Here is a 22,240-nt window from a genome sequence, read left to right as displayed (position 1 = left end):
ATGCAACGCTATTCGGGCTTCGGCCTCTTCAAGCACTCTCTCAGCCACCACGAAAACTGGCAGAAAATGTGGCGCACGCCGACCCCGAAAAAGGTCTATGACGTGATCATCGTCGGCGGTGGCGGGCACGGTCTGGCGACCGCCTACTACCTGGCCAAGGAACACGGCATCACCAACGTCGCCGTGGTCGAGAAGGGCTGGCTGGGCGGCGGTAACACCGCGCGCAACACCACCATCGTGCGTTCCAACTACCTGTGGGACGAGTCGGCGCACCTGTACGAACACGCGATGAAATTGTGGGAAGGCCTGTCCCAGGACCTGAACTACAACGTGATGTTCTCCCAGCGTGGCGTCTACAACCTCTGCCACACCCTGCAGGACATCCGTGATTCGGAGCGTCGGGTCAGCGCCAACCGCCTCAATGGCGTCGACGGCGAACTGCTCAACACTCAACAGGTGGCGGACGAGATTCCGTACCTGGACTGCTCGAAGAACGCCCGTTACCCGGTGATGGGCGCCACCGTCCAGCGTCGCGGCGGCGTGGCCCGTCACGATGCCGTGGCCTGGGGCTTCGCCCGTGCGGCCGACGCCCTCGGCGTGGACCTGATCCAGCAGACCGAAGTGATCGGTTTCCGCAAGGAAAACGGCGTGTGCATCGGTGTTGAAACCAACAAGGGCTTTATCGGCGCCAAGCGCGTCGGTGTGGTCACTGCCGGTAACTCCGGGCACATGGCCAAACTGGCCGGCTTCCGTCTGCCGATCGAATCGCATCCGCTGCAAGCCCTGGTGTCCGAGCCAATCAAGCCGATCATCGACAGCGTGATCATGTCCAACGCCGTGCACGGCTACATCAGCCAGTCCGACAAGGGCGACCTGGTGATCGGTGCCGGTATCGACGGCTACAACGGCTACGGCCAGCGTGGTTCGTACCCGGTGATCGAGCACACCATCCAGGCCATCGTCGAGATGTTCCCGGTATTGTCCCGCGTGCGCATGAACCGCCAGTGGGGTGGCATCGTCGACACCACGCCGGACGCCTGCCCGATCATTTCGAAAACCCCGGTCCCGAACATGTTCTTCAACTGCGGTTGGGGCACCGGCGGCTTCAAGGCCACACCTGGCTCGGGCAACGTGTTTGCCGCGAGCCTGGCCAAGGGTGAAATGCACCCATTGGCCGCTCCCTTCTCCATCGACCGTTTCCACAACGGTGCGTTGATCGACGAACACGGTGCTGCTGCGGTCGCCCACTAACAGGAGAAATCCCTATGTTGCATATCTTCTGTCCTCATTGCGGCGAGCTGCGCTCCGAAGAGGAATTCCACGCTTCCGGCCAGGCGCATATTCCGCGTCCATTGGACCCGGGCACCTGCACCGACGAGCAGTGGGGCGACTACATGTTCTTCCGCGACAACCCCCGCGGCCTGCACCACGAGCTGTGGGACCACGTTGCCGGTTGCCGCCAGTATTTCAACGTGACCCGCGACACCGTCACCTACGAGATTCTCGAAACCTACAAGATTGGCGAGAAGCCGCAATTCACCGCTAAAGCAGACAGTTCGAAAGTGCCCGGCGCGGCTGTGGGAGAGAAGGTATGAGCCAGGTCAATCGCCTGTCCAACGGTGGTCGGATCGACCGCAACAAAGTCTTGAGCTTCACCTTCAACGGCCAGGTCTACAAGGGCTTTGAAGGCGACACCCTGGCCGCCGCGTTGCTGGCCAACGGCGTTGATATCGTCGGCCGCAGCTTCAAGTATTCGCGGCCACGGGGCATCTTCGCCGCCGGTGCCGAAGAGCCGAACGCGGTCCTGCAGATCGGCGCCACCGAAGCGACCCAGATTCCCAACGTGCGGGCTACCCAGCAAGCGCTGTATCAGGGCCTGGTCGCCACCAGCACCAACGGCTGGCCGAGCGTCAACAACGACATGATGGGGATTCTCGGCAAGGTCGGCGGCAAGCTGATGCCACCGGGTTTCTACTACAAGACCTTCATGTATCCGCAGTCGTTCTGGATGACTTACGAGAAGTACATCCGCAAGGCCGCGGGCCTCGGTCGCTCGCCGACCGAGAACGATCCGGACACCTACGACTACATGAACCAGCACTGTGACGTGCTGATCGTCGGTGCCGGCCCTGCCGGTCTGGCCGCCGCACTGGCTGCTGCACGCAGCGGTGCCCGGGTGATCCTCGCCGATGAACAGGAAGAGTTCGGCGGCAGCCTGCTCGACTCCCGTGAAAGCCTCGACGGCAAGCCGGCGGCCGAGTGGATCGCCAGCGTGATCGCCGAATTGAAAAGCCTGCCGGATGTGCTGCTGTTGCCACGGGCCACCGTCAACGGCTACCACGACCACAACTTCCTGACCATTCACGAGCGCCTCACCGATCACCTCGGTGACCGTGCGCCGATTGGCCAGGTGCGTCAGCGTATTCATCGGGTCCGCGCCAAGCGCGTGGTCCTGGCCACCGGTACCCATGAGCGTCCGCTGGTCTACGGCAACAACGACGTGCCGGGCAACATGCTGGCCGGTGCTGTTTCGACTTACGTGCGCCGTTACGGCGTGGCGCCGGGCAAGAAACTGGTACTGAGCACCAACAACGATCACGCCTACCGCGTGGCCCTGGATTGGCTCGATGCCAGCCTGCAAGTGGTCGCCATCGCCGATGCCCGCAGCAACCCGCGTGGCGCCCTGGTGGAAGAAGCACGGGCCAAGGGGATTCGTATCCTCACCGGCAGCGCCGTGGTCGAAGCCCGTGGCAGCAAGCACGTCACCGCGGCGCGCATCGCCGCCATCGACGTCAAGGCGCATAAAGTCACCAGCCCCGGCGAATGGCTGGAGTGCGACCTCGTGGCCAGCTCCGGCGGCTACAGCCCGGTGGTTCACCTGGCCTCGCACCTGGGCGGCAAGCCGACCTGGCGTGAAGATATCCTCGGTTTTGTTCCGGGCGAAGCACCGCAGAAACGCGTGTGCGTTGGCGGCATCAACGGTGTCTACGGCTTGGCCGATGCTTTGTCTGATGGTTTTGAAGGGGGCGTTCGTGCCGCCAGCGAAGCCGGCTTCAAGGTCGTCGAAGGCGTACTGCCCAAAGCCCTGTCGCGTCTGGAAGAACCGACCCTGGCGCTGTTCCAGGTCCCCCATGAAAAAGCCACTGCCCGGGCGCCGAAGCAATTCGTCGACCTGCAGAACGACGTCACCGCCGCCGCCATCGAACTGGCGACCCGCGAGGGCTTCGAGTCGGTCGAACACGTCAAGCGCTACACCGCGCTGGGCTTCGGCACCGACCAGGGCAAGCTGGGCAACGTCAACGGCCTAGCCATTGCCGCTCGTTCGTTGAACGTGACCATCCCGCAGATGGGCACCACCATGTTCCGCCCGAACTACACGCCGGTGACCTTCGGCGCGGTAGCCGGCCGTCACTGCGGGCATATCTTCGAGCCGGTGCGCTACACCGCCTTGCAGGCCTGGCATGTGAAGCAGGGCGCCGAGTTCGAGGACGTCGGCCAGTGGAAACGCCCATGGTACTTCCCGCGCAACGGCGAAGACCTGCATTCGGCGGTCAAGCGTGAGTGCAAGGCCGTGCGCGACAGCGTCGGCCTGCTCGACGCCTCGACCCTGGGCAAGATCGATATCCAGGGCCCGGATGCTCGTGAATTCCTCAACCGCATCTACACCAACGCCTGGACCAAGCTCGATGTGGGCAAGGCCCGCTACGGCCTGATGTGCAAGGAAGACGGCATGGTCTTCGACGACGGCGTCACCGCCTGTCTGGCCGACAACCACTTCCTGATGACCACCACCACCGGCGGCGCGGCTCGCGTCCTGCAGTGGCTGGAGCTGTACCACCAGACCGAATGGCCGAACATGAAGGTGTACTTCACCTCCGTGACCGACCACTGGGCGACCATGACCCTGTCGGGGCCGAACAGCCGCAAGCTGCTCAGCGAAGTCACCGACATCGACCTGGACAAGGATGCGTTCCCGTTCATGACCTGGAAAGAAGGTCTGGTCGGCGGTGTGCCGGCGCGGGTGTTCCGGATTTCCTTTACCGGCGAGCTGTCCTACGAGGTCAACATCCAGGCCGACTATGCGATGGGCGTGCTGGAGAAGATCGTCGAGGCTGGCAAGCAGTACAACCTGACCCCGTACGGCACCGAGACCATGCACGTGCTGCGGGCCGAGAAGGGTTTCATCATTGTCGGCCAGGACACTGACGGCTCGATGACCCCGGACGACCTGAACATGGGTTGGTGTGTCGGTCGCACTAAACCGTTCTCCTGGATCGGCTGGCGCGGGATGAACCGCGAAGACTGTGTGCGCGACGAGCGCAAACAGTTGGTCGGGCTCAAGCCAATCGATCCGACCAAGTGGCTGCCGGAAGGCGCGCAGTTGGTATTCGACACCAAGCAGACGATCCCGATGAAGATGGTCGGTCACGTGACCTCCAGCTATGCCCACAACTCCCTTGGCTATTCATTTGCCATGGCAGTGGTCAAGGGCGGCCTGAAGCGGATGGGCGAGCGGGTGTTCGCACCGTTGGCCGATGGCAGCGTGATCGAGGCGGAAATCGTTTCTTCGGTGTTCTTCGATCCGAAGGGCGATCGCCAGAACATCTGACGAAACACGGGATCGAGGTTGGACGCGGACCCTTGTAGGAGCGAGCTTGCTCGCGATGACGGCAACACCGTCACCACGGGGTTCACGTACCAGCGCAAAGACAGCATTCAACACAGGTGTTTCACATGACCACAGCCAACGTTTACCAACAACGCCCGACTTCCGGGGCCAAGGCCGAGTCGTCGTTGCACCATGCCGACCTCGCCAGCCTGGTGGGCAAGGGCCGCAAGAACGCCGGCGTGACCGTGCGCGAAAAGAAACTGCTCGGTCACCTGACCATCCGTGGCGACGGCCATGATTCGGCCTTCGCCGCCGGCGTGCACAAGGCCCTGGGCCTGGAACTGCCGGTCGCGTTGACCGTGGTCGCCAAGGGCGACACCAGCCTGCAATGGCTTGGCCCTGATGAGTGGCTGCTGATCGTCCCGAGCGGCGAAGAGTTCGCCGCCGAGAAAGCCTTGCGCGAAGCCCTTGGTGACCTGCATGTCGCCATCGTCAATGTCAGCGGCGGCCAGCAACTGCTGGAACTGAGCGGCCCGAACGTGCGCCAGGTGCTGATGAAGTCCACCAGCTACGACGTGCACCCCAACAGCTTCCCGGTGGGCAAGGCAGTGGGCACGGTGTTCGCCAAGTCGCAACTGATCATTCGCCACACCGCCGAAGACACCTGGGAGCTGGTGATCCGTCGCAGCTTCTCGGATTACTGGTGGTTGTGGTTGCAGGATGCGGCGGCGGAGTACGGTCTCAGCGTCCAGGCCTGACAGCGTTTTTGCGGCCACCCTGTAGGAGCCGGCTTGCTGGCGATGGTATCGACGCGGTGTCCTGTCACACCGCGTCGCCTGGATCGCCAGCAAGCCGGCTCCTACGGGATTTGTGTCGTACACCAATGTTGGGTTGGACCGCGTTCCTGTAGGAGCAGCCGGTCGACGCTCGATTGCTCGCGATCAACCGCGCAGCGGTTGTTATTCAAGAATAGGAGTCAAGCAATGAGCCGCGTCCCCGATACATGGATTTTGACCGCCGACTGCCCCAGCGTGCTCGGCACGGTGGATGCGGTGACCCGCTACCTGTTCGAGCAGGGCTGCTATGTCACCGAGCACCATTCGTTCGATGATCGCCTTTCGGGGCGTTTCTTCATTCGTGTGGAGTTTCGTCAGCCCGAAGGTTTCGACGAACTGGCCTTCCGCGCCGGCTTGGCCCTGCGCGGCGAGACCTTCGGCATGCTGTTCGAACTGACCGCGCCGAACTACCGGCCGAAAGTGGTGATCATGGTCTCCAAGGCCGATCACTGCCTCAACGACCTGCTCTACCGCCAGCGTATCGGCCAATTGTCCATGGACGTGGCCGCCGTGGTCTCCAACCACCCGGACCTCAAGCCCCTGGCCGACTGGCACCAGATTCCCTACTACCATTTCCCCCTCGACCCGAACGACAAGCCAGGCCAGGAGCGTCAGGTCTGGCAGGTGATCGAGGAGTCCGGTGCGGAGCTGGTGATCCTTGCCCGCTACATGCAGGTGCTCTCGCCTGAGCTGTGCCGCAAGCTCGACGGCAAGGCCATCAATATCCACCACTCGTTGCTGCCCGGCTTCAAGGGCGCCAAGCCCTATCACCAGGCCTACAACAAGGGCGTGAAACTGGTGGGGGCCACCGCGCACTACATCAACAACGACCTCGACGAAGGCCCGATCATCGCCCAGGGCGTCGAGGTGGTGGACCACAGCCATTACCCCGAGGACCTGATCGCCAAGGGCCGCGATATCGAAGGGCTGACGCTGGCCCGGGCGGTGGGTTATCACATTGAGCGGCGGGTCTTTCTGAACGCCAACCGGACCGTTGTCCTCTGATCTTTTTACTGCCCGTGCGGGCCTCATCGCTGGCAAGCCAGCTCCTACAGTGGACACGGTGCCTGCCGTGACGCAATTCCCCTGTAGGAATCGGCTTGCTGGCGATGAGGTCCGTCAGAACAACGCAACAACCGCAGGCAATAACCCGAGCAATTTGCGCGCTGCCCCCTGGCAACGTGTCGCTACATAAAAACAACAGCGAGGTGAAAGCATGTCTGGCAATCGTGGTGTGGTGTATCTCGGCAATGGCAAGGTCGAGGTGCAGAAAATCGACTATCCGAAAATGCAGGACCCGCGTGGCAAGAAGATCGAACACGGTGTCATCTTGCGCGTCGTCTCCACCAACATCTGTGGTTCGGACCAGCACATGGTCCGTGGCCGTACCACCGCCCAGACCGGTCTGGTCCTGGGTCATGAAATCACCGGCGAAGTGATCGAGAAGGGCAACGACGTCGAGAACCTGAAAATCGGCGACCTGGTCTCGGTACCGTTCAACGTGGCTTGCGGGCGCTGCCGTTCCTGCAAGGAGCAACACACCGGCGTCTGCCTGACCGTCAACCCGGCCCGTGCCGGCGGTGCCTACGGTTATGTCGACATGGGCGACTGGACCGGCGGCCAGGCCGAATACGTGCTGGTGCCTTACGCTGACTTCAACCTGCTCAAGCTGCCGGACCGCGACAAGGCCATGGAGAAAATCCGCGACCTGACCTGCCTGTCCGACATCCTCCCGACTGGCTACCACGGTGCAGTCACTGCGGGCGTTGGCCCGGGCAGCAGCGTGTACATCGCCGGTGCCGGTCCGGTTGGCCTTGCGGCGGCGGCTTCGGCGCGCCTGCTGGGTGCGGCGGTGGTGATCATCGGTGACGTCAACCCGGTCCGCCTGGCCCACGCCAAGGCCCAGGGTTTTGAAATCGCCGACCTGTCCAAGGACACCCCGCTGCACGAACAGATCGCCGCGCTGTTGGGCGAGCCTGAAGTGGATTGCGCCGTTGATGCCGTGGGCTTCGAAGCCCGTGGTCACGGCCATGAAGGCGTGAAGCACGAGGCTCCGGCCACCGTGCTCAACTCGCTGATGGGTGTGGTGCGGGTGGCGGGCAAGATCGGTATTCCGGGCCTGTACGTGACCGAAGACCCGGGTGCCGTGGACGCCGCCGCAAAAATCGGCAGCCTGAGCATCCGCTTTGGTCTGGGCTGGGCCAAGTCCCACAGCTTCCACACCGGCCAGACCCCGGTGATGAAGTACAACCGTCAGCTGATGCAGGCGATCATGTGGGATCGGATCAATATCGCCGAGATCGTCGGTGTCCAGGTCATCAGCCTGGATGACGCACCGAAGGGCTACGGCGAGTTCGATGCGGGCGTACCGAAGAAGTTCGTGATTGACCCGCACAAGCTGTTCAGTGCGGCGTAAGCAGTAAAGGGCAAGACGGAAAAAGGGCGACTTCGGTCGCCCTTTTTAATGGGTGAAATTCGTTGGGATCGCTGGGCTTTTCAGTCGATATCCCGGCGGTACACAGTCATGGCGATCGCGAACCGCCGAGACGGAGATCAAAGCATCGCCAGCGGCCCCTGATACAACACCGGCCCGGTCGGCTGCCCGGTCGGCGAACCGCCTGGTGGTTCAAGGCTGACCGCCAACACCACCGAGGGGCCAAGCAACGCCCGGTGCGCTTCGCTCAACTCGACCCGCCCCTTGCCTTCCTTCGGCACCAGGCCCAGTGATACCGGCTTGCCGTCCGCCGGAATCGCCCACAGTTCCAGGCTGCGGTCAGCTTCTACCGCCGCCAGGGTCAGCGGCTCGACCTGCAGGTAGTCGGCATGGGCCTTGACCCGCAATGCCGGGGTTTGTGTGCCGCTGAGCAGCGTCGCGCTGGCGCTGACCGGGTCATGGTTGTAGAGCACGCCCAGGGCCGCCACCAGCACCAGTGAACAGGCCGCCGCGAAGAGGCGCAGCCGGTTCCAGAACGGCTGTTTCTCGGGCAGGTGCAGTCGCTGTGGATCAATCCGCGCGACGATGCCCTGCCACACACGATCGGGCACCGGCTGTTCGGCCACCGAGTCGGTCAGGACCAGCAGGTTTTCCTGCCATTCGGCGACCTGGGCACGCAGTTTGGCATCGTCACGCATCAGCGCCTCGAAGCGTCGGCGCGCGGCCTTGGACATCAGGCCAATGGCGTAGTCGGCAGCGAGGGCACGGCGCAGGCGGGGGTTCTGGTAGTTCATGATTCAAGGCACCTGCGTAGGCGCTCCATGCCGCGACGTATCCAGGATTTGACCGAGCCCAGGGGCGCGGGCAGTTGTTCGGCCAGCTCCGCGCAGGACAGGCCGTGGAAATAGGCCAGGGTGATCGACTGGCGTTGCAGGCCCTCCAGCGTCTCCAGGCAGCGGTTCAAGGCATTGGCCTCGCGGGCGCTGTCGAGCAGTTCGTGGGCCGAGGGGCTGTCGTCCGCCAGGTTCTCTTCTTGCCCGTCAACCAAGGGTTCCTCGCGGCGTTTGCGCAACTGGTCGATGGCCAGGTTGCGGGTGATATTGACCATCCAGGTCATCGGCGCCGACAGGTGGGCCTCGTAGCGCGCGGCGTTGTTCCAGATGCGTACGAAACTTTCCTGAAGGATTTCCTCGGCCAGGTCGGCGCGGCCCAGGCAACGCAGGGCCACACCGTGAAGGCGTGGGGCGACGCTACGATACAGCGTCTCGAATGCGCGGCGGTTGCCCAGTGAGCACTGGGCCAACAGCTGCCTGAGTTGATCAGCGTCGGCGGTGGGAATGAGGGTTCTCCAGACAATCACAATACGATGAATGGGCCGCGTGTTGCGCTCGTTGCCGGCTGAGGGTAGTTCACGGCACGCGGTTGTTCCATTCATGAGTGTTTCCTCGTGGCCGGGGGCTCAGCTTTTAGGCAGCAGCACCTTGTCGATCACCTGGATCACGCCGTTGGATTGCATCACGTCGTAGGTGGTGATGTCGGCGGTGGTGCCTTTCTCATCCTTGATCACGATGTTGTGCGGGCCATTCATCATCGCCCACAACTTGCCACCGGAAACGGTGGTCAGCTCGGTCTTGCCGCCACCGGCCTTGATGCGTTTGGCCAGTTCGGCCATGTCCAATTTCCCGGCCACCACGTGGTAGGTGAGGATATGGGTCAGGGTGCCTTTGTTTTCCGGTTTGAGCAGGGTGTCGACGGTGCCGGCGGGCAGGGCGGCGAAGGCGGAGTTGACCGGGGCGAAGACGGTGAACGGGCCTTTGCCCTTGAGGGTCGGGACCAGGCCTGCGGCCTTCACGGCGGCGACCAGGGTGGTGTGGTCGGCGGAATTGACCGCGTTATCGACGATGTCCTTGCTCGGCAACATGCTTTGTCCGCCGACCATCACACTGTCGTGGTCCATGCTCATGCTCGCCGCCTGGGCCAGGCCACCGGACAGCGCGAGGGTCAGCAGGCTGGCAATCAGGGGCGCTTTGATCGAAGTGCATTTCATGATGAGGAATCCTTGTCAGTATGAGGTCGGCCAGGAAGTTCTGTCCGTGCTTGATATACGCAAGGGCGTAAGGATCGGATGCACAGTCCGTCGATTCTTTTTACCGGCGGGTGGGAGGATTCGCCGGGCACGGAACAAGTTCGGTTTTTTTGACTCCAACGACAGGTGTTCAGCGCCTGTCCCTGCTGGCGGGTGGTCATGATGACTTTCGAGGTATTGCAATGAAGATTTCACGCGGTGTTGTACTGGCTTCGCTCCTGGCATTCGCGGCTACGCCGGTGTTTGCGGCGTTCAGCCTGAACGATGCGGCCAACGCGGTCTCGTCCATGCAGGGCGGCCAGAATGGCAATGCAGCGGCACCGGCGAGCGGGTTGTTCAGTGCCCTGGGTTCGCAACTGCATGTCACCCCGGAACAGGCAGTGGGTGGCACCGGTGCAATGTTGGGCCTGGCGAAGAACAAACTCAGCAGTAGCGATTATTCGCAGTTGGGCAAAAGCGTGCCGGGGCTCGACCAGCTCTCGGGTGGCGGTTCCCTGGCTGGCCTGGGCGGGCTGCTCGGACAATCGGGTAACTCGTCGGCGGTGGGCAGCGCCTTGGGCAATGTGCAGAACACCGGTGACCTGAACAAGGCCTTCGGTGCCCTGGGCATGGACAGCGGCATGGTCGGCCAGTTTGCCCCGGTGATCCTGCAATACCTGGGGCAGCAGGGCGTCGGTGGTCCGCTGCTCAAAAGCCTGGGGGGAATCTGGGGCGCCGGTAGCTGATTCAGCCTCTGGCCCGAATAAAAACGCCTCGAATGGTGCAAGCTGTTCGAGGCGTTTTTTTGTTATGCGCGAACAGCGGTATTTTTATGGTGGGACGCGGTTTTGTGGGAGCCGGCTTGCTGGCGATGGCGCCCGAACAGGCACCGCAAGACTCAAGGGATCCCACAGGTGCTAGTCAAACGGGCCGGTCTGTCGGCTCGTGCTCGTTACGCAAGGTCGCGATGCGCTGGTCCTTTTCGCTCCAGAGCTGGTTGACCCAGTCCTGGATCTGCTGGCGAAACAGCGGGTCGTTCTCGTAGTCGCCTTGCCACAGGTCGGCGCTCAACTCGCGGGTCTGGAAGTCGATGATGACCTTGGGCAGGTTGCCGCTGATCAAATCCCAGAAACCCGGAATCCGCTCTTGTGGATACACCACGGTCACGTCGAGGATCGCGTCCAGCTGTTCACCCATGGCCGCCAGGACAAAGGCCACGCCGCCGGCCTTGGGTTTGAGCAGGTGGGTAAAGGGCGAGCCTTGCTCTTCGCGTTTGGCCGGGTTGAAGCGGGTCCCTTCCAGGTAATTGACCACGGTCACCGGTTGGCGCTTGAACAACTCGCAGGCGGCCTGGGTGATTTCCAGGTCATGGCCCTTGAGTTCGGGGTGTTTGTCGAGGAAGGCCTTGGAGTAGCGCTTCATGAACGGATAATCCAGGGCCCACCAGGCCAAGCCCAGGAACGGCACCCAGATCAATTCCTTCTTGAGGAAGAACTTGAAGAACGGCGTGTGCCGGTTGAGCGTCTGGATCAGCGCCGGGATATCGACCCAGGATTGATGGTTGCAGACCACCAGGTACGAGGTGTCGCGGCGCAGGCCTTCGGCGCCGCGAATATCCCAGCGGGTGGGGATGCACAGGGCGAAGATCAGTTTGTCGATCTCGGCCCAGGTTTCGGCGATCCACATCACCGCGCCGCTGGCGTAGTCGCGCAAATGACCGGGCAGCACCAGCTTGAGCAGCGCGAAGAGCATCAGCGGGCCGAACAGTACCAGCGTGTTGAGCAAAAGCAGGAAGGTGACGAAACTGCCGGTGAGCAGGCGGCGCATACAGGGACTCTTTCAAAACGTGAGGGCGCGCCATGATAAAGGCGGGCGTGGCCGGACGCCAAATCGTACGGGTGACGTCGGGGACGAACACGGCCCTTGTGGGCGCTGGCTTGCCGGCGATGGCGATGTCATATTCACCAGCGCTATCGCCAGCCAGCCGGCTCCTACAGGGTAGGAAGGCAGCCTGTCAGATTTGTTCATGAACCAACGCGCGAACAGCGGTCTAAAATGGCGCCCCTTGTGCGTCCACTCAAAGGTACAGCCGAAGTGAAATCCATTCTTGTCCTGTTGTCCCTCCTGGCCCTGCCGGTCATGGCGGCCGAACCGACCCTCTACGGGCGCTACGAATACATCCAGTTGCCGGAAATCGGCCAGACCTTCAAGGCCAAGATGGACACTGGCGCGCTCACCGCTTCGCTGTCGGCCAAGGACATCGAGTTGTTCAAGCGCGATGGCGAGGATTGGGTACGCTTCCGCCTGGGCACCGCGGATGCCGACGGCAAGGTCTATGAACACAAGGTTTCGCGCATCAGCAAGATCAAGAACCGTACCGAGGAAGACGAGGACGGTGAAACAAGCGCCGACCCGAGCAAGCGCCCGGTGGTGGAGCTGGAGATGTGCCTGGGCAACGTCAAGCGCAGCGTGGAGGTCAACCTGACCAACCGCAGCAGCTTCAACTACCCACTGCTGATCGGCGCCAAGGCCCTGCGTGAATTCGGCGCGGCGGTGAACCCGGCGCGACGTTATACCGCTGACAAACCCGACTGCTGATTGACGGGGCGGCACGCGTCCGGCACCGTTGCGCCATTAACGCCAGTGCTCGGACGCCATGCCCCATATCCTGATTGTCGAAGACGAAGCGGCGATTGCCGATACCCTGATTTACGCCTTGCAGGGTGAGGGCTTCACCACCACCTGGCTGAACCTGGGCGGTGCGGCGGTCGAGCACCAGCGGGCGACACCGGCCGACCTGCTGATTCTCGATATCGGCCTGCCGGACATCAGCGGTTTTGAGGTGTGCAAGCAACTGCGGCGCTTTACCGAAGTGCCGGTGATGTTTCTCAGCGCCCGTGATGGCGAGATCGACCGCGTGGTGGGCCTGGAAATCGGCGCCGACGATTACGTGGTCAAGCCCTTCAGCCCGCGAGAAGTCGCGGCGCGGGTACGGGCGATCCTCAAACGTGTGCTGCCCCCGGCGGCGTCGCCGGTTGCCAACGGGCGTTTCCTGGTCGATCACGAGCGGGTACAGATCAGTTATCGCAGCCAGCCCTTGAGCCTGACCCGTCACGAATTCCGTCTGCTGGCCTGCCTGCTGGAACAACCCGAACGGGTCTTCAGCCGCGAGCAGTTGCTCGATGCCCTGGGCGTGGCGGCGGACGCTGGCTACGAGCGCAATATCGACAGCCACATCAAGAGCCTGCGGGCCAAGTTGCGGCTGGTGGCGGCCGATGCCGAGCCGATCCAGACCCATCGCGGCCTGGGCTACAGCTACAGCCTGGGGAATAGCTGATGCCGTTGGGGATCCGGATTTTCCTGGTGTACTTCCTCTTCGTCGGCCTGACCGGCTATTTCGTGCTGAATACGGTCATGAAGGAAATCCGCCCCGGCGTGCGTCAGTCCACCGAGGAAACCCTGGTGGACACCGCCAACCTGCTGGCGGAAATCCTCCATGACGATGTGAAGCACGGCACCCTCAGCCAGAGTCGCCTGCCCGACGCGCTCAAGGCCTACGGCCAGCGCAAGCCGGCGGCGACGATCTGGGGCCTGGAGAAGAATCAGGTCAACCACCGGATCTACGTGACCGACGCCCACGGCATCGTGTTGCTCGATTCCGCCGAGCAGGCGGTGGGGCAGGACTATTCGAACTGGAACGATGTCTACCTGACCCTGCGCGGTGAGTACGGCGCCCGCTCGACCCGTACGGTGGACGGTGACCCGAACTCCTCGGTGATGCACGTTGGCGCGCCGATCACCGACAACGATCAGATCATCGGCGTGGTCACGGTGGCCAAGCCCAACAGTTCGTTGCAGCCTTACGTGGACCGCACCGAGCACCGCCTGCTGATGTATGGCGCCGGGTTGATCGGCCTCGGTCTGTTGTTCGGCGCGCTGCTGTCCTGGTGGCTGAGCGCGGCGTTACGGCGCCTGACCGCTTACGCCCAGGCGGTCAGCGAGGGTCACAAGGCCGAGTTGCCGCGCTATCGCGGTGGCGAGATGGCGCAGTTGGCCAACGCCGTTGAGCACATGCGCACGCAATTGGAAGGCAAGGCCTATGTCGAGCGTTATGTGCACACCCTGACCCATGAGCTGAAAAGCCCGCTGGCGGCGATTCGCGGCGCGGCGGAGTTGTTGCAGGGCGAGATGCCGCAGGCCCAGCGCGAGCGTTTCGTCGACAATATCGACAGCGAAAGCGCACGGATGCAGCAGTTGATCGAGCGGCTGCTGAACCTGGCGCTGGTGGAGCAGCGCCAGGTGCTTGAGGAACAGGTCGAAATACCCCTGGCCAGCCTGGTGGATGAGGTGGTGCAGGCCCAGGCCGCGCGGATCGAACGCGGGCGCTTGCAGGTGGAGCAGTCGATTACGTCGGACCTGAAGGTCTTCGGCGAGTTGTTCCTGTTGCGTCAGGCCATCGGTAACCTGTTGGACAATGCCCTGGACTTCACGCCGCTGGAAGGGCTTGTGCGCTTCAAGGCCGAACGCCAGGGTCGGCAGCTGTGCTTGACCCTGTTCAACCAGGCCGATGCCATTCCCGAGTATGCGTTGCCGAGATTGAGCGAACGCTTCTATTCCCTGCCACGGCCGGGCAGCGGTCGAAAAAGCACCGGGCTGGGACTGAATTTCGTCGAGGAAGTGATGAAGCTGCACGGCGGCGAGTTGACCATCGGCAATGTCCCCGGCGGGGTCGAGGTCAGCTTGATCTTTCCCTGAGATACCGGGCATCTCCACACAGTCTCCATATTCACCCCATCAAGCCTCCACACAGGCTCTACAGACTCTCCCTCATTCCAACAGGGAGAGAACCCATGAATCGCGGTCTGGCTATAAAACTCGGGGCGATTGCCCTATTGATGCTGGTGTTGCTGGTGCCGTTGATGATGATCGACGGCGTCATCACCGAACGTCAGCGCCTGCGCGACGGTGTCCTCGAAGACATCGCCCGCAGTTCCAGCTACAGCCAGCAAGTGAATGGTCCGCTGCTGGTGGTGCCGTATCGCCAGACCGTTCGTGAATGGAAGACCGATGCCAAGGGCGAGCGTTACCAGCAAAGCAGCGAAGTCAGCGGGCGCCTGTACTTTTTGCCGGAGCGTTTCGAACTCGATGGCAAGGTCCAGACCGAGTTGCGCTCGCGGGGCATCTACGAAGCGCGGCTGTTTCACGCCAATAACCAGATCAGCGGCAGTTTCGTGTTGCCGCTGCAATTGGGCATCACTGAGGACTTTGCCGACTACCGTTTCGACGAGCCGTACCTGGCAGTGGGCATCAGCGATATCCGCGGCATCGAAAACGCCCTGACCTTGCACGTGGGCAGCCAGAACCTGGAGTTCCGGCCCGGGACCCAGGTCAGTTGGTTGGGCGATGGTGTGCATGTGAACTTGCCGCGCGTCGATGGTCGCGAAGAACAACGCCTCGACTTCGCCTTCGACTTGGCGCTGCAAGGCACCGGTCAGTTACAGGTGCTGCCGGTGGGCAAGACCAGCAGTATTCATCTGAGTGCCGATTGGCCGCATCCGAGCTTTATCGGCAATTACCTGCCGTTCAAACGGGAAGTCACCGACCAGGGTTTCAGCGCCCAGTGGCAGACCTCGTTCTTCTCCACCAATCTGCGTGAAGCGCTGAACAACTGCTTGCAGACCACCGACTGCGATGGCTTCAAGGCCCGCAGCTTCGGTGTGAGTTTTATCGAACCGGTGGATCAGTACCTCAAGTCCGATCGGGCGATCAAATATGCGTTGCTGTTTGTCGCCCTGACCTTTGCCGGCTTCTTTCTGTTCGAAGTGCTCAAGCGTCTGGCGGTGCATCCGGTCCAGTACGCCCTGGTCGGGGTGGCGCTGGCGTTTTTCTACCTGCTGTTGCTGTCGCTGTCCGAGCACCTGGGGTTTGGCCTGGCGTATCTGTTGTCGGCCGGTGCCTGTGTCGCGTTGATCGGCTTCTATGTTTGCCATGTGTTGCGCAGCCGGGTCCATGGGCTGGGCTTCGGCGTCGCCCTGGCGGCCTTGTATGGCTTGCTCTACGGGCTGCTCAGCGCCGAGGACTATGCGCTGCTGATGGGCTCGCTGTTGTTGTTCTGCCTGCTCGGGGTGTTCATGGTGCTGACTCGCAAACTCGATTGGTACGGCATCGGCCAGGGCAAACCCGCCGAGGCGCTGAACTTCGACATCGGGGTTGCCCATGAGTAGGTCGCTGGGGTTGCGTGAGGATCAGCAATGGGGCGCGGCGTTGGTCCGCTTGTTGAATGGGTTACCGGTGACGCCGGCCCATCAGCCCACGCAGGGAAATGGCCGCCGGAATCCCCAAGCCCAACCAGCTCAGCGCATCCCAGGCGCCGTCGCCCAGTAGGGCGGCGAACAGCCCGGCGGCACTGAGCAGGGCGATCAGCGTGGGAATGCCGAAGACCTTCCAGAAATTCGATGAGCGCGGTTTCATCGTGGGCCCTCGGTTTTCAGGCTGGCCCGTCGGCGTACCCACCACAGGTACAGGCCGCTGCCGAGCACGATGATGGTCAGGATATCCAGCACGGCCCAGAGCACTTTCATCGGCATGCCGCCGTAGTCGCCGAAATGCAGGGGCTGCGACATGCCCATGGCGTCCATGTACCAGGGGCGCTGGCCCACGGCGGTGACCTGCAGGGTGCTGGCGTCGATCAGCACCGGAGTCAGCAGGTGCGAGGTCAGATGGGTGCTGCCTTTCATGAAGACCGCGTAGTGGTGTTCGCTGGAAAAGCGCGTGCCGGGGAAGGCGATAAAGTCCGGGCGCATGCCGGGGGCGGCTTCGGCGGCGATCTCCAGCAGGTGCGTGGCCGGTGCCAGTGCGGTCAGCGGCGGGGCGTTGCGATAGGGGGCGACCATGGCGCCCAGGGTGTCGGTGCGCCAGGCGGCGATCAGCAGGTCGGCGCAGGCGCTGATCACCCCGGTGATGCCCACCACCAGGCACCAGGTCAGGGTCACGATACCGATCAGGTTGTGCAGGTCGAGCCAGCGCAGGCGGGTGGATTTTTCGCGGCGTACGCTGGCGAACTTCAGCCGGCGCATGAACGGCAGGTAGAGCACCACGCCGGAGATGATCGCCAGTACGAACAGCACGCCCATGAAGGCCAATAGCAGCTTGCCGGGCAGCCCGGCGAACAGGTCGACGTGCAGGCGCAGCATGACCATCATCAGCCCGCCGTTGGCCGAAGGCAGTTCCAGGGCCTGGCCGGAGCGGGCGTCGAGCATGAAGGTGTGGGAGGAGTTGGGCTCGGTGCCGGCGGTTTTCGCCATGATCGTGGTCACGCCATTGGGCTCGTCTTCGTCCCAGCCGAAATACTGCATGACCTCGCCTGGGCGATGGGCCTCGGCGGCGCGGACCAGTTGTTGCAAGTCCAGGCGCGGGGTATCGGCGGGCAGCGTCGGCACCTCGGCGGTGTCGCCCAGCAGGTGGTCGATCTCGTGGTGGAAGATCAAGGGCAGGCCGGTCAGCGCCAGCATCAGCAGGAACAGGGTGCAGATCAGGCTGGCCCAGGTATGGACAAAGGACCAGCGGCGGATGGTTTGGCTTTTCATGGATTGCCACAGTTCGGATGGGGGGCCGCTATAGGAATGGGGCTTACCTCAAGGTTGTTCAGCTAAGTAAATAAGTCCGGAAAACGCCGAAAAACCTGTAGGAGCCAGCTTGCTGGCGATGGCGTCCGAATGGGCGCTGCCAGGCTCAAGGGCCTCATCGCCAGCAAGCTGGCTCCTACAGGTCCGCGGTGGTTCAGGCCGTCCGCGTCATAGGTGTGGTTACCACTTGTAGTTGACCGCGGCGACCACGCTGCGTTGGTCACCGTAGTAGCACCAGGTGCCGTCACAGGTGGAGAGGTAGTCCTTGTTGAACAGGTTTTTCGCGTTGACTTCCACCGATGCGCCGGCCAGGGAGCTGCTCAGGCGGCTCAGGTCGTAATGCACCGCTGCGTCATAAACCGCGTAGGAACTGACGTGACCGTTGGGGGTGTTGGCCGTGTTGCCGAAGGTATCGCCGACATAACGCACGCCACCACCGACACCGAAGCCGTCGAGGAAACCGGTGCGCCAGGTGTAATCGCTCCAGACGGAAGCCTGGTTACGCGGTACCAGTTGCAGGCGGTTGCCCTGGTCGTCGCCCTTGAGGATTTCCGAGTCGGTGTAGGTGTACGCCGCGATCAGCTTGAGGTTTTTGGTCACGTCGGACGTGGCTTCCAGCTCCAGGCCTCGGACCTTGGTTTCGCCGATCTGGCTGGTGATGCCGCGGTCACTGACCGAGACGTTTTTCTGGCGAAGGTCGAAGACGGCCGCGGTGAGCAGGGTCTTGCTACCCGGCGGTTGGTACTTCACACCGGCTTCGTACTGGTGGCCTTGAGTCGGCTTGAACGACTGGGTCGCGCTGGCGTTGGCACCCTGGGATGGTTGGAACGACTCGGTATAGGAAATATACGGGGTAATCCCGGAGTCAAACACATAGCTCAGGCCGGCGTTGCCGCTGAAGGCGCTGTCGCGCTGGGTGTTGGTGGCGTTGTTGTTATTGAAGAAGGTGGTGCCGGTGTGAATCCAGTCCTCACGACCGCCGAGGGTCAGGCGCCACTTGTCCAGGGCGATCTGGTCCTGGGCATAGAGGCCGGTCTGGTCGGTTTTCTGGTTGTAGTTGTAGAAGGTGTTGTAGGCGATGTTGGAGAAGTTTTGCCCGTAGATCGGGTTGTTCACGTTGCTGTTCGGCGCGGCGCCTTCTTGCCATTTGTAGCTGGTATCGGTGCGCTGATGGTCCAGCCCCAGCAGGACGGTGTGGCTAAGGGCGCCGGTCTGGAAGTCGGCCTGGAAGTGGTTGTCCAGTGCGATCTGGCTGATGTTTTCATCGACCTTGTCGACGAGACGGGTCAGGGTGCCGTCCGGCGCGACGACATCACCGTAGGAGGCGTAGGCCTGGCGGAAATTCAGCTCGCTCTTGGTGTAGCGCAGGTTCTGTTTGAACTGCCAGACATCGTTGAAACGATGATCGAAGGCGTAGCCCAGGGCGTAGTAGGTACGGTCGTAGTAGTCCGAATCCGGATCGCCGAGGTTTTTGCTGTGGGAAATAGTCCCGGCAGCCGAAGGCAGTTTGGTGCCCTGCAGGGGCAGGAACTGACCGCTGATGCCGGTATCGTCGCGGGTGTACTCGGACAGGAAGGTCAGGTGCGTGTCGTCGTCGATATTCCAGGTCAGGCTCGGCGCGATGTTGTAGCGCTTGTCGCCGACGTCGTCGATGGGGGTGTCACCGTCACGGATGACACCGTCGATGCGATAGAGGAAGCGGCCGTCGTCGTCGATCTTGCCGGTGCTGTCGAAGCTGATCTGTTTGCGATTATCGCTGCCCACTTCGGCACGGACTTCGTGGCTGCTCTCGGCCTCGGGACGGCGGCTGACCATATCGAGCATGCCACCTGGCGGAGTTTGACCATACACCGAAGAGGCTGGGCCACGGAGTACGGCAATACGTTCCAGGTCCCAGGTTTCGAGTTTTGGGTTGGCATAGGAGCCTTTGGGCAGAGGCAGGCCATCGAGGAACTGGGTCGGTTCGAAGCCACGGATCCGCAACCAGTCGGCGCGCGAGTCGGTGCCGTAGCTGCTGGCGATCACACCGGGGGTGTAGCGCAGGGCGTCGTCGAGGTTCTGGACGCCGCGGTCTTCCATCTGCGCGCGGGTAATGACCGAAATCGAGCGAGGCGCTTCGACGATCGGCGTATCGGTCTTGGTGCCCGCCGCCGTGCGCGTGGCGGTATAACCTTCGACCGGGCCCCAGGCGCTTTCAGCGGTGCCTTGGCCGGTGATATTGGTTTCCGGCAAGGCCAGAACGCCGCTCGGGATTGCGATCAGGGTGTAGGTCCCGGCGCTGCTTTGCACCAGTTGCAGACCGGTGCCGCCGAGGGCGGTGTGCAAGGCGGTGATGGCATCGAACTGGCCTTTGACCGGGGCCGAGGTTTTACCCGAGGCCAGTGCGGGGTCGAGGCTCAGGGCCAGGCCCGCCTGGCTGGCGATCTGACTCAGGGTCGAACCCAGTGGCCCGGCCGGCAGGTTGTAGGCGTGAACGTTGGAAGCCTGTTCGGCCGCCATCAGCATCGGGCTGAGCAATGGGGCGCTGAAGGCAATGGCCACGGCGAGGAGACTGGGGCGCAGCAAGGTGTCGAGCGAGCGGGACATAGGGCGGTTCCTGAATGTAAATGTTTCTCAATGCCTATGTGCCGAACGAAATTCAGAAAGTGATAGGGCTGATTGAAAATAATTTAGATTTACAAAATGAGTGTCTACAAACGCAGAGGTTCTCCTTGTGGCGAGCGGGCTTGTCGGAACGCCGCACCGCCGCGCTCGGCTGCGAAGCCGTCGCAAAACCTGCCGTCGGGATCTGCCAGATACACCGCGAGCACCGATTTGAGGGCCGCTTCGCGCCCCAGCGCGGGCAAGCCCGCTCGCCACAAGACCGTGCTCGGTTTCAAGGTTTCTGAAGCGGCGCAGAGGAGCGCAAACATCCTTGCCAGGAGACGTGCACCCACCACGACTCAGGGCTTGGTGTCGGCCTTGGCCTGCACCGTCACCCACCACTGCGTATGCCGGGCGATCTGCACCGGCAAGGTCGGCAGCAAGGCGGTCAGCGCCAGGTTGGTGTCGTGCAGCGGGAAGCTGCCGGTGATCCGCAGGTCGGCGACTTTCGGGTCGACACCCAGGTGGCCGTGTCGGTAGCGGCTCAATTCTTCGAGCATGTCGGCCAGGCGCACGTTGTCCACCACTAGCATGCCCCGGGTCCAGGCATCGGCGCCGGGGTAGAGGGCCTGCAACGGCCCGAGGTGGTCGCGGCGCATCAGCACCTGCTGGCCTTCATGGAGGATTTGCTCGTCGGCGCTGGCCTGCGGACGGGCGGCCACCGCCGATTGCAGGACGCTCAACAGCGTGCCGTCTTCCTCGCGCTTGACCAGGAACCGCGTGCCCAGCGCGCGCATGCGACCGTCATCGGTTTCGACGATAAACGGCCGGGCATCGCCATGGCCGGTCTCGATGAGGATTTCGCCGTCGCGCAGCACGATACGCCGGGTCTTCTCGTCGAAGCGCACATCCAGCGCGCTATGGGTGTTGAGCTGGATCACGGTGCCGTCGGCCAGGTGCAGGGTGCGCTGCTCGCCCGTAGCGGTGCGTTGGTCGGCCAGCCAGTAATCGATGGGCAGATAATGATTGCCCAGGAACAACACCAGGCCGCAGGCCAGCATCACACTGGCCAGGCCGCTGCCGAGTTTGCGCACTCGTTGGCGAACGCCGTCGCGGGACTTCAGCAGGGCGCCACGCGCCGGGCCGCTGGTGCCGCTGAAACGCTGGTCGAGCATGCCCAGTTGCGACCAGGCGCGGGCGTGTTCTTCATGGGCCGCGTGCCATTTCTCGAATTCGGCCTGCTCCACCGTGTTGCGCCCGCCGGCGTCCAGGCACAACTGCCAGGCAATGGCGGCATCGAGGACGCGGGCGGAAACCGGTTTGGCGCTGAACTGATTCATGTCGGCTCGCCGTACAGCGCGACATAGCACTGGCGAATACCCTGGGCCAGGTACTGGCGCACGCGAGGTACCGACACGCCGAGTTTTTCGGCGATCTCGGCATGGCCCAGGCCGTCCACGCGGCTATAGAGGAACGCGGCCCGGGCCTTGCTCGACAGTTTGCCCAGCAGATGGTCGATGGCCCGCAGATCTTCGAGGATCAGGTGCTGTTCTTCCGGGGACGGTTGTTCACCTTCCGGGATCAGCATCAGTTCACTGAGGTAGGCCTGTTCCAGCGCGGCGCGGCGAAAGTGATCGAACAGCAGGCCCTTGGCGATGGCCACCAGGAAGGCTCGGGGCTGGCGCGGTGTGTTCAACTCGTCGCGGCCCAGCAAGCGCACGAAGGTGTCCTGGCTCAGGTCTTCGGCCCGCTGCGGGCAGGCGATGTTGCGGCGCAGCCAAGCCAATAGCCAGCTGCGATGGTCGCGATACAACGCGCCGACAAGGGCATGATGGGGGCTTCGGACTGACGACAACGGACATCACCGACAAGAAGTTTAAACTAACGAGAATTATTCGCGATTGTGTCAGGGCGTAGGAAAAGGCGCAATGGCTGCTGGTCGGTTGCCATAGTGCCATTGGTCTGAATGGACATAGGGTTGTGGGACGTATGCTTGCTGGTGGCCAGGCCTTTGAGTCTTGCATCGTCTGTTCGGTCGCCATCGCTGGCAAGCCAGGCTCCTACAGGTCGGCGTTCCACCACAGGGAT

At 62.7% G+C, this 22,240-nt stretch carries 21 protein-coding genes; 12 read left to right on the top strand and 9 right to left on the bottom strand.

Translation table 11 applies throughout. From position 1 onward, the window contains the following. The 6 genes from HX866_RS30720 to fdhA all read left to right on the top strand — a co-directional run bounded on the left by HX866_RS30720 (position 1) and on the right by fdhA (position 7,861). A complete protein-coding gene (locus HX866_RS30720; protein WP_177098463.1) occupies positions 1 to 1,251 on the top strand; it encodes a sarcosine oxidase subunit beta in 1,251 nt (416 codons plus the stop codon). Between the two features lie 14 nt (positions 1,252 to 1,265). Next, entirely contained in the window at positions 1,266 to 1,595 is a 330-nt protein-coding gene (locus HX866_RS30715) for a sarcosine oxidase subunit delta (protein ID WP_177098462.1), read from the top strand. Next, positions 1,592 to 4,609, top strand: a complete 3,018-nt coding sequence (locus HX866_RS30710; RefSeq protein ID WP_177098461.1) for a sarcosine oxidase subunit alpha — start codon at positions 1,592 to 1,594, stop codon at positions 4,607 to 4,609. The genes HX866_RS30715 and HX866_RS30710 overlap by 4 nt, the downstream gene beginning before the upstream one ends. Positions 4,610 to 4,734: 125 nt before the next feature. Continuing rightward, on the top strand, positions 4,735 to 5,367 hold the full coding sequence (locus HX866_RS30705; RefSeq protein ID WP_177098460.1) for a sarcosine oxidase subunit gamma: 633 nt from the start codon (positions 4,735 to 4,737) through the stop codon (positions 5,365 to 5,367). A 225-nt stretch (positions 5,368 to 5,592) separates the two neighbouring features. Next, positions 5,593 to 6,450 (top strand): formyltetrahydrofolate deformylase, encoded by an 858-nt coding sequence (purU, locus tag HX866_RS30700; RefSeq protein ID WP_177098459.1) that lies wholly within the window; start codon positions 5,593 to 5,595, stop codon positions 6,448 to 6,450. A gap of 211 nt (positions 6,451 to 6,661) precedes the next feature. Next, on the top strand, positions 6,662 to 7,861 hold the full coding sequence (fdhA, locus tag HX866_RS30695) for a formaldehyde dehydrogenase, glutathione-independent (RefSeq protein WP_177098458.1): 1,200 nt from the start codon (positions 6,662 to 6,664) through the stop codon (positions 7,859 to 7,861). 137 nt (positions 7,862 to 7,998) lie between these two features. Here fdhA and HX866_RS30690 read toward each other — a convergent pair whose 3' ends face one another. From HX866_RS30690 to HX866_RS30680, 3 genes are read right to left on the bottom strand one after another with little or no spacing between them, the layout of a single operon-like run. Beyond that, positions 7,999 to 8,673 carry an anti-sigma factor gene (locus HX866_RS30690; RefSeq protein WP_177126593.1) on the bottom strand — a complete coding sequence of 225 codons (675 nt, stop codon included), beginning with the start codon at positions 8,671 to 8,673 and terminating at the stop codon, positions 7,999 to 8,001. Continuing rightward, the gene (locus tag HX866_RS30685; RefSeq protein WP_177098456.1) at positions 8,670 to 9,314 is read right to left on the bottom strand and encodes a sigma-70 family RNA polymerase sigma factor; all 645 of its coding nucleotides are present in this window, start codon (positions 9,312 to 9,314) and stop codon (positions 8,670 to 8,672) included. The genes HX866_RS30690 and HX866_RS30685 overlap by 4 nt, the downstream gene beginning before the upstream one ends. 24 nt (positions 9,315 to 9,338) lie before the next feature. After that, positions 9,339 to 9,926 (bottom strand): fasciclin domain-containing protein, encoded by a 588-nt coding sequence (locus tag HX866_RS30680; protein WP_177099315.1) that lies wholly within the window; start codon positions 9,924 to 9,926, stop codon positions 9,339 to 9,341. A gap of 221 nt (positions 9,927 to 10,147) precedes the next feature. Between HX866_RS30680 and HX866_RS30675 the strand changes: the two genes are divergently transcribed. After that, positions 10,148 to 10,690 carry a DUF2780 domain-containing protein gene (locus HX866_RS30675; RefSeq protein WP_177098455.1) on the top strand — a complete coding sequence of 181 codons (543 nt, stop codon included), beginning with the start codon at positions 10,148 to 10,150 and terminating at the stop codon, positions 10,688 to 10,690. Positions 10,691 to 10,865: 175 nt separating this feature from the next. On the opposite strand, the gene HX866_RS30670 is transcribed toward HX866_RS30675, so the two are convergent. Beyond that, the gene (locus tag HX866_RS30670; RefSeq protein ID WP_177141049.1) at positions 10,866 to 11,771 is read right to left on the bottom strand and encodes an acyltransferase; all 906 of its coding nucleotides are present in this window, start codon (positions 11,769 to 11,771) and stop codon (positions 10,866 to 10,868) included. A gap of 267 nt (positions 11,772 to 12,038) precedes the next feature. On the opposite strand from HX866_RS30670, the gene rloA2 reads away from it, so the two are divergent. The 4 genes from rloA2 to creD all read left to right on the top strand — a co-directional run bounded on the left by rloA2 (position 12,039) and on the right by creD (position 16,168). Continuing rightward, positions 12,039 to 12,542, top strand: a complete 504-nt coding sequence (gene rloA2 / locus HX866_RS30665) for a retropepsin-like aspartic peptidase RloA2 (RefSeq protein WP_177141048.1) — start codon at positions 12,039 to 12,041, stop codon at positions 12,540 to 12,542. A 58-nt stretch (positions 12,543 to 12,600) separates the two neighbouring features. Further along, complete coding sequence (creB, locus tag HX866_RS30660) at positions 12,601 to 13,281, top strand: two-component system response regulator CreB (RefSeq protein ID WP_177141047.1); 681 nt, start codon at positions 12,601 to 12,603, stop codon at positions 13,279 to 13,281. Next, a complete protein-coding gene (gene creC / locus HX866_RS30655) occupies positions 13,281 to 14,699 on the top strand; it encodes a two-component system sensor histidine kinase CreC (protein ID WP_177141046.1) in 1,419 nt (472 codons plus the stop codon). Before creB ends, creC begins: the two co-directional genes overlap by 1 nt. 95 nt (positions 14,700 to 14,794) lie before the next feature. After that, positions 14,795 to 16,168 (top strand): cell envelope integrity protein CreD, encoded by a 1,374-nt coding sequence (gene creD / locus HX866_RS30650; protein ID WP_177141045.1) that lies wholly within the window; start codon positions 14,795 to 14,797, stop codon positions 16,166 to 16,168. A 61-nt stretch (positions 16,169 to 16,229) separates the two neighbouring features. Here the strand turns inward: creD and HX866_RS30645 are convergent, their stop codons facing one another. From HX866_RS30645 to HX866_RS30635, 3 genes are all read right to left on the bottom strand, one after another. Beyond that, positions 16,230 to 16,415, bottom strand: coding sequence for a hypothetical protein (locus tag HX866_RS30645; protein ID WP_177099305.1), 186 nt, complete (start codon positions 16,413 to 16,415; stop codon positions 16,230 to 16,232). Continuing rightward, positions 16,412 to 17,530 (bottom strand): PepSY-associated TM helix domain-containing protein, encoded by a 1,119-nt coding sequence (locus tag HX866_RS30640; RefSeq protein ID WP_177141044.1) that lies wholly within the window; start codon positions 17,528 to 17,530, stop codon positions 16,412 to 16,414. The genes HX866_RS30645 and HX866_RS30640 overlap by 4 nt, the downstream gene beginning before the upstream one ends. A 219-nt stretch (positions 17,531 to 17,749) precedes the next feature. Further along, positions 17,750 to 20,155, bottom strand: a complete 2,406-nt coding sequence (locus HX866_RS30635; protein WP_177141043.1) for a TonB-dependent siderophore receptor — start codon at positions 20,153 to 20,155, stop codon at positions 17,750 to 17,752. Between the two features lie 20 nt (positions 20,156 to 20,175). Between HX866_RS30635 and HX866_RS30630 the strand changes: the two genes are divergently transcribed. Beyond that, the gene (locus tag HX866_RS30630; RefSeq protein WP_177141042.1) at positions 20,176 to 20,457 is read left to right on the top strand and encodes a hypothetical protein; all 282 of its coding nucleotides are present in this window, start codon (positions 20,176 to 20,178) and stop codon (positions 20,455 to 20,457) included. A 54-nt stretch (positions 20,458 to 20,511) separates the two neighbouring features. On the opposite strand, the gene HX866_RS30625 is transcribed toward HX866_RS30630, so the two are convergent. Continuing rightward, the gene (locus HX866_RS30625; protein WP_177099299.1) at positions 20,512 to 21,492 is read right to left on the bottom strand and encodes a FecR family protein; all 981 of its coding nucleotides are present in this window, start codon (positions 21,490 to 21,492) and stop codon (positions 20,512 to 20,514) included. Then, positions 21,489 to 22,007 carry an RNA polymerase sigma factor gene (locus HX866_RS30620; RefSeq protein WP_121135175.1) on the bottom strand — a complete coding sequence of 173 codons (519 nt, stop codon included), beginning with the start codon at positions 22,005 to 22,007 and terminating at the stop codon, positions 21,489 to 21,491. Before HX866_RS30620 ends, HX866_RS30625 begins: the two co-directional genes overlap by 4 nt. Between the last annotated feature and the right edge of the window lie 233 nt (positions 22,008 to 22,240).

It is taken from the genome of Pseudomonas gingeri (genome assembly GCF_013386165.1).
GTDB lineage: Bacteria > Pseudomonadota > Gammaproteobacteria > Pseudomonadales > Pseudomonadaceae > Aquipseudomonas > Aquipseudomonas gingeri_C.
This window is presented reverse-complemented; position numbering and strand designations above follow the sequence as displayed.

Excerpts from the sequence above, each read along its gene's own strand:
- HX866_RS30720 (WP_177098463.1), top strand. The coding sequence starts at position 1 with ATGCAACGCTATTCGGGCTTCGGCCTCTTCAAGCACTCTCTCAGCCAC.
- HX866_RS30715 (WP_177098462.1), top strand. The coding sequence starts at position 1,266 with ATGTTGCATATCTTCTGTCCTCATTGCGGCGAGCTGCGCTCCGAAGAG.
- HX866_RS30710 (WP_177098461.1), top strand. The coding sequence starts at position 1,592 with ATGAGCCAGGTCAATCGCCTGTCCAACGGTGGTCGGATCGACCGCAAC.
- HX866_RS30705 (WP_177098460.1), top strand. The coding sequence starts at position 4,735 with ATGACCACAGCCAACGTTTACCAACAACGCCCGACTTCCGGGGCCAAG.
- purU (WP_177098459.1), top strand. The coding sequence starts at position 5,593 with ATGAGCCGCGTCCCCGATACATGGATTTTGACCGCCGACTGCCCCAGC.
- fdhA (WP_177098458.1), top strand. The coding sequence starts at position 6,662 with ATGTCTGGCAATCGTGGTGTGGTGTATCTCGGCAATGGCAAGGTCGAG.
- HX866_RS30690 (WP_177126593.1), bottom strand. The coding sequence starts at position 8,673 with ATGAACTACCAGAACCCCCGCCTGCGCCGTGCCCTCGCTGCCGACTAC.
- HX866_RS30685 (WP_177098456.1), bottom strand. The coding sequence starts at position 9,314 with ATGAATGGAACAACCGCGTGCCGTGAACTACCCTCAGCCGGCAACGAG.
- HX866_RS30680 (WP_177099315.1), bottom strand. The coding sequence starts at position 9,926 with ATGAAATGCACTTCGATCAAAGCGCCCCTGATTGCCAGCCTGCTGACC.
- HX866_RS30675 (WP_177098455.1), top strand. The coding sequence starts at position 10,148 with ATGAAGATTTCACGCGGTGTTGTACTGGCTTCGCTCCTGGCATTCGCG.
- HX866_RS30670 (WP_177141049.1), bottom strand. The coding sequence starts at position 11,771 with ATGCGCCGCCTGCTCACCGGCAGTTTCGTCACCTTCCTGCTTTTGCTC.
- creB (WP_177141047.1), top strand. The coding sequence starts at position 12,601 with ATGCCCCATATCCTGATTGTCGAAGACGAAGCGGCGATTGCCGATACC.
- creC (WP_177141046.1), top strand. The coding sequence starts at position 13,281 with ATGCCGTTGGGGATCCGGATTTTCCTGGTGTACTTCCTCTTCGTCGGC.
- creD (WP_177141045.1), top strand. The coding sequence starts at position 14,795 with ATGAATCGCGGTCTGGCTATAAAACTCGGGGCGATTGCCCTATTGATG.
- HX866_RS30645 (WP_177099305.1), bottom strand. The coding sequence starts at position 16,415 with ATGAAACCGCGCTCATCGAATTTCTGGAAGGTCTTCGGCATTCCCACG.
- HX866_RS30640 (WP_177141044.1), bottom strand. The coding sequence starts at position 17,530 with ATGAAAAGCCAAACCATCCGCCGCTGGTCCTTTGTCCATACCTGGGCC.
- HX866_RS30635 (WP_177141043.1), bottom strand. The coding sequence starts at position 20,155 with ATGTCCCGCTCGCTCGACACCTTGCTGCGCCCCAGTCTCCTCGCCGTG.
- HX866_RS30630 (WP_177141042.1), top strand. The coding sequence starts at position 20,176 with ATGTTTCTCAATGCCTATGTGCCGAACGAAATTCAGAAAGTGATAGGG.
- HX866_RS30625 (WP_177099299.1), bottom strand. The coding sequence starts at position 21,492 with ATGAATCAGTTCAGCGCCAAACCGGTTTCCGCCCGCGTCCTCGATGCC.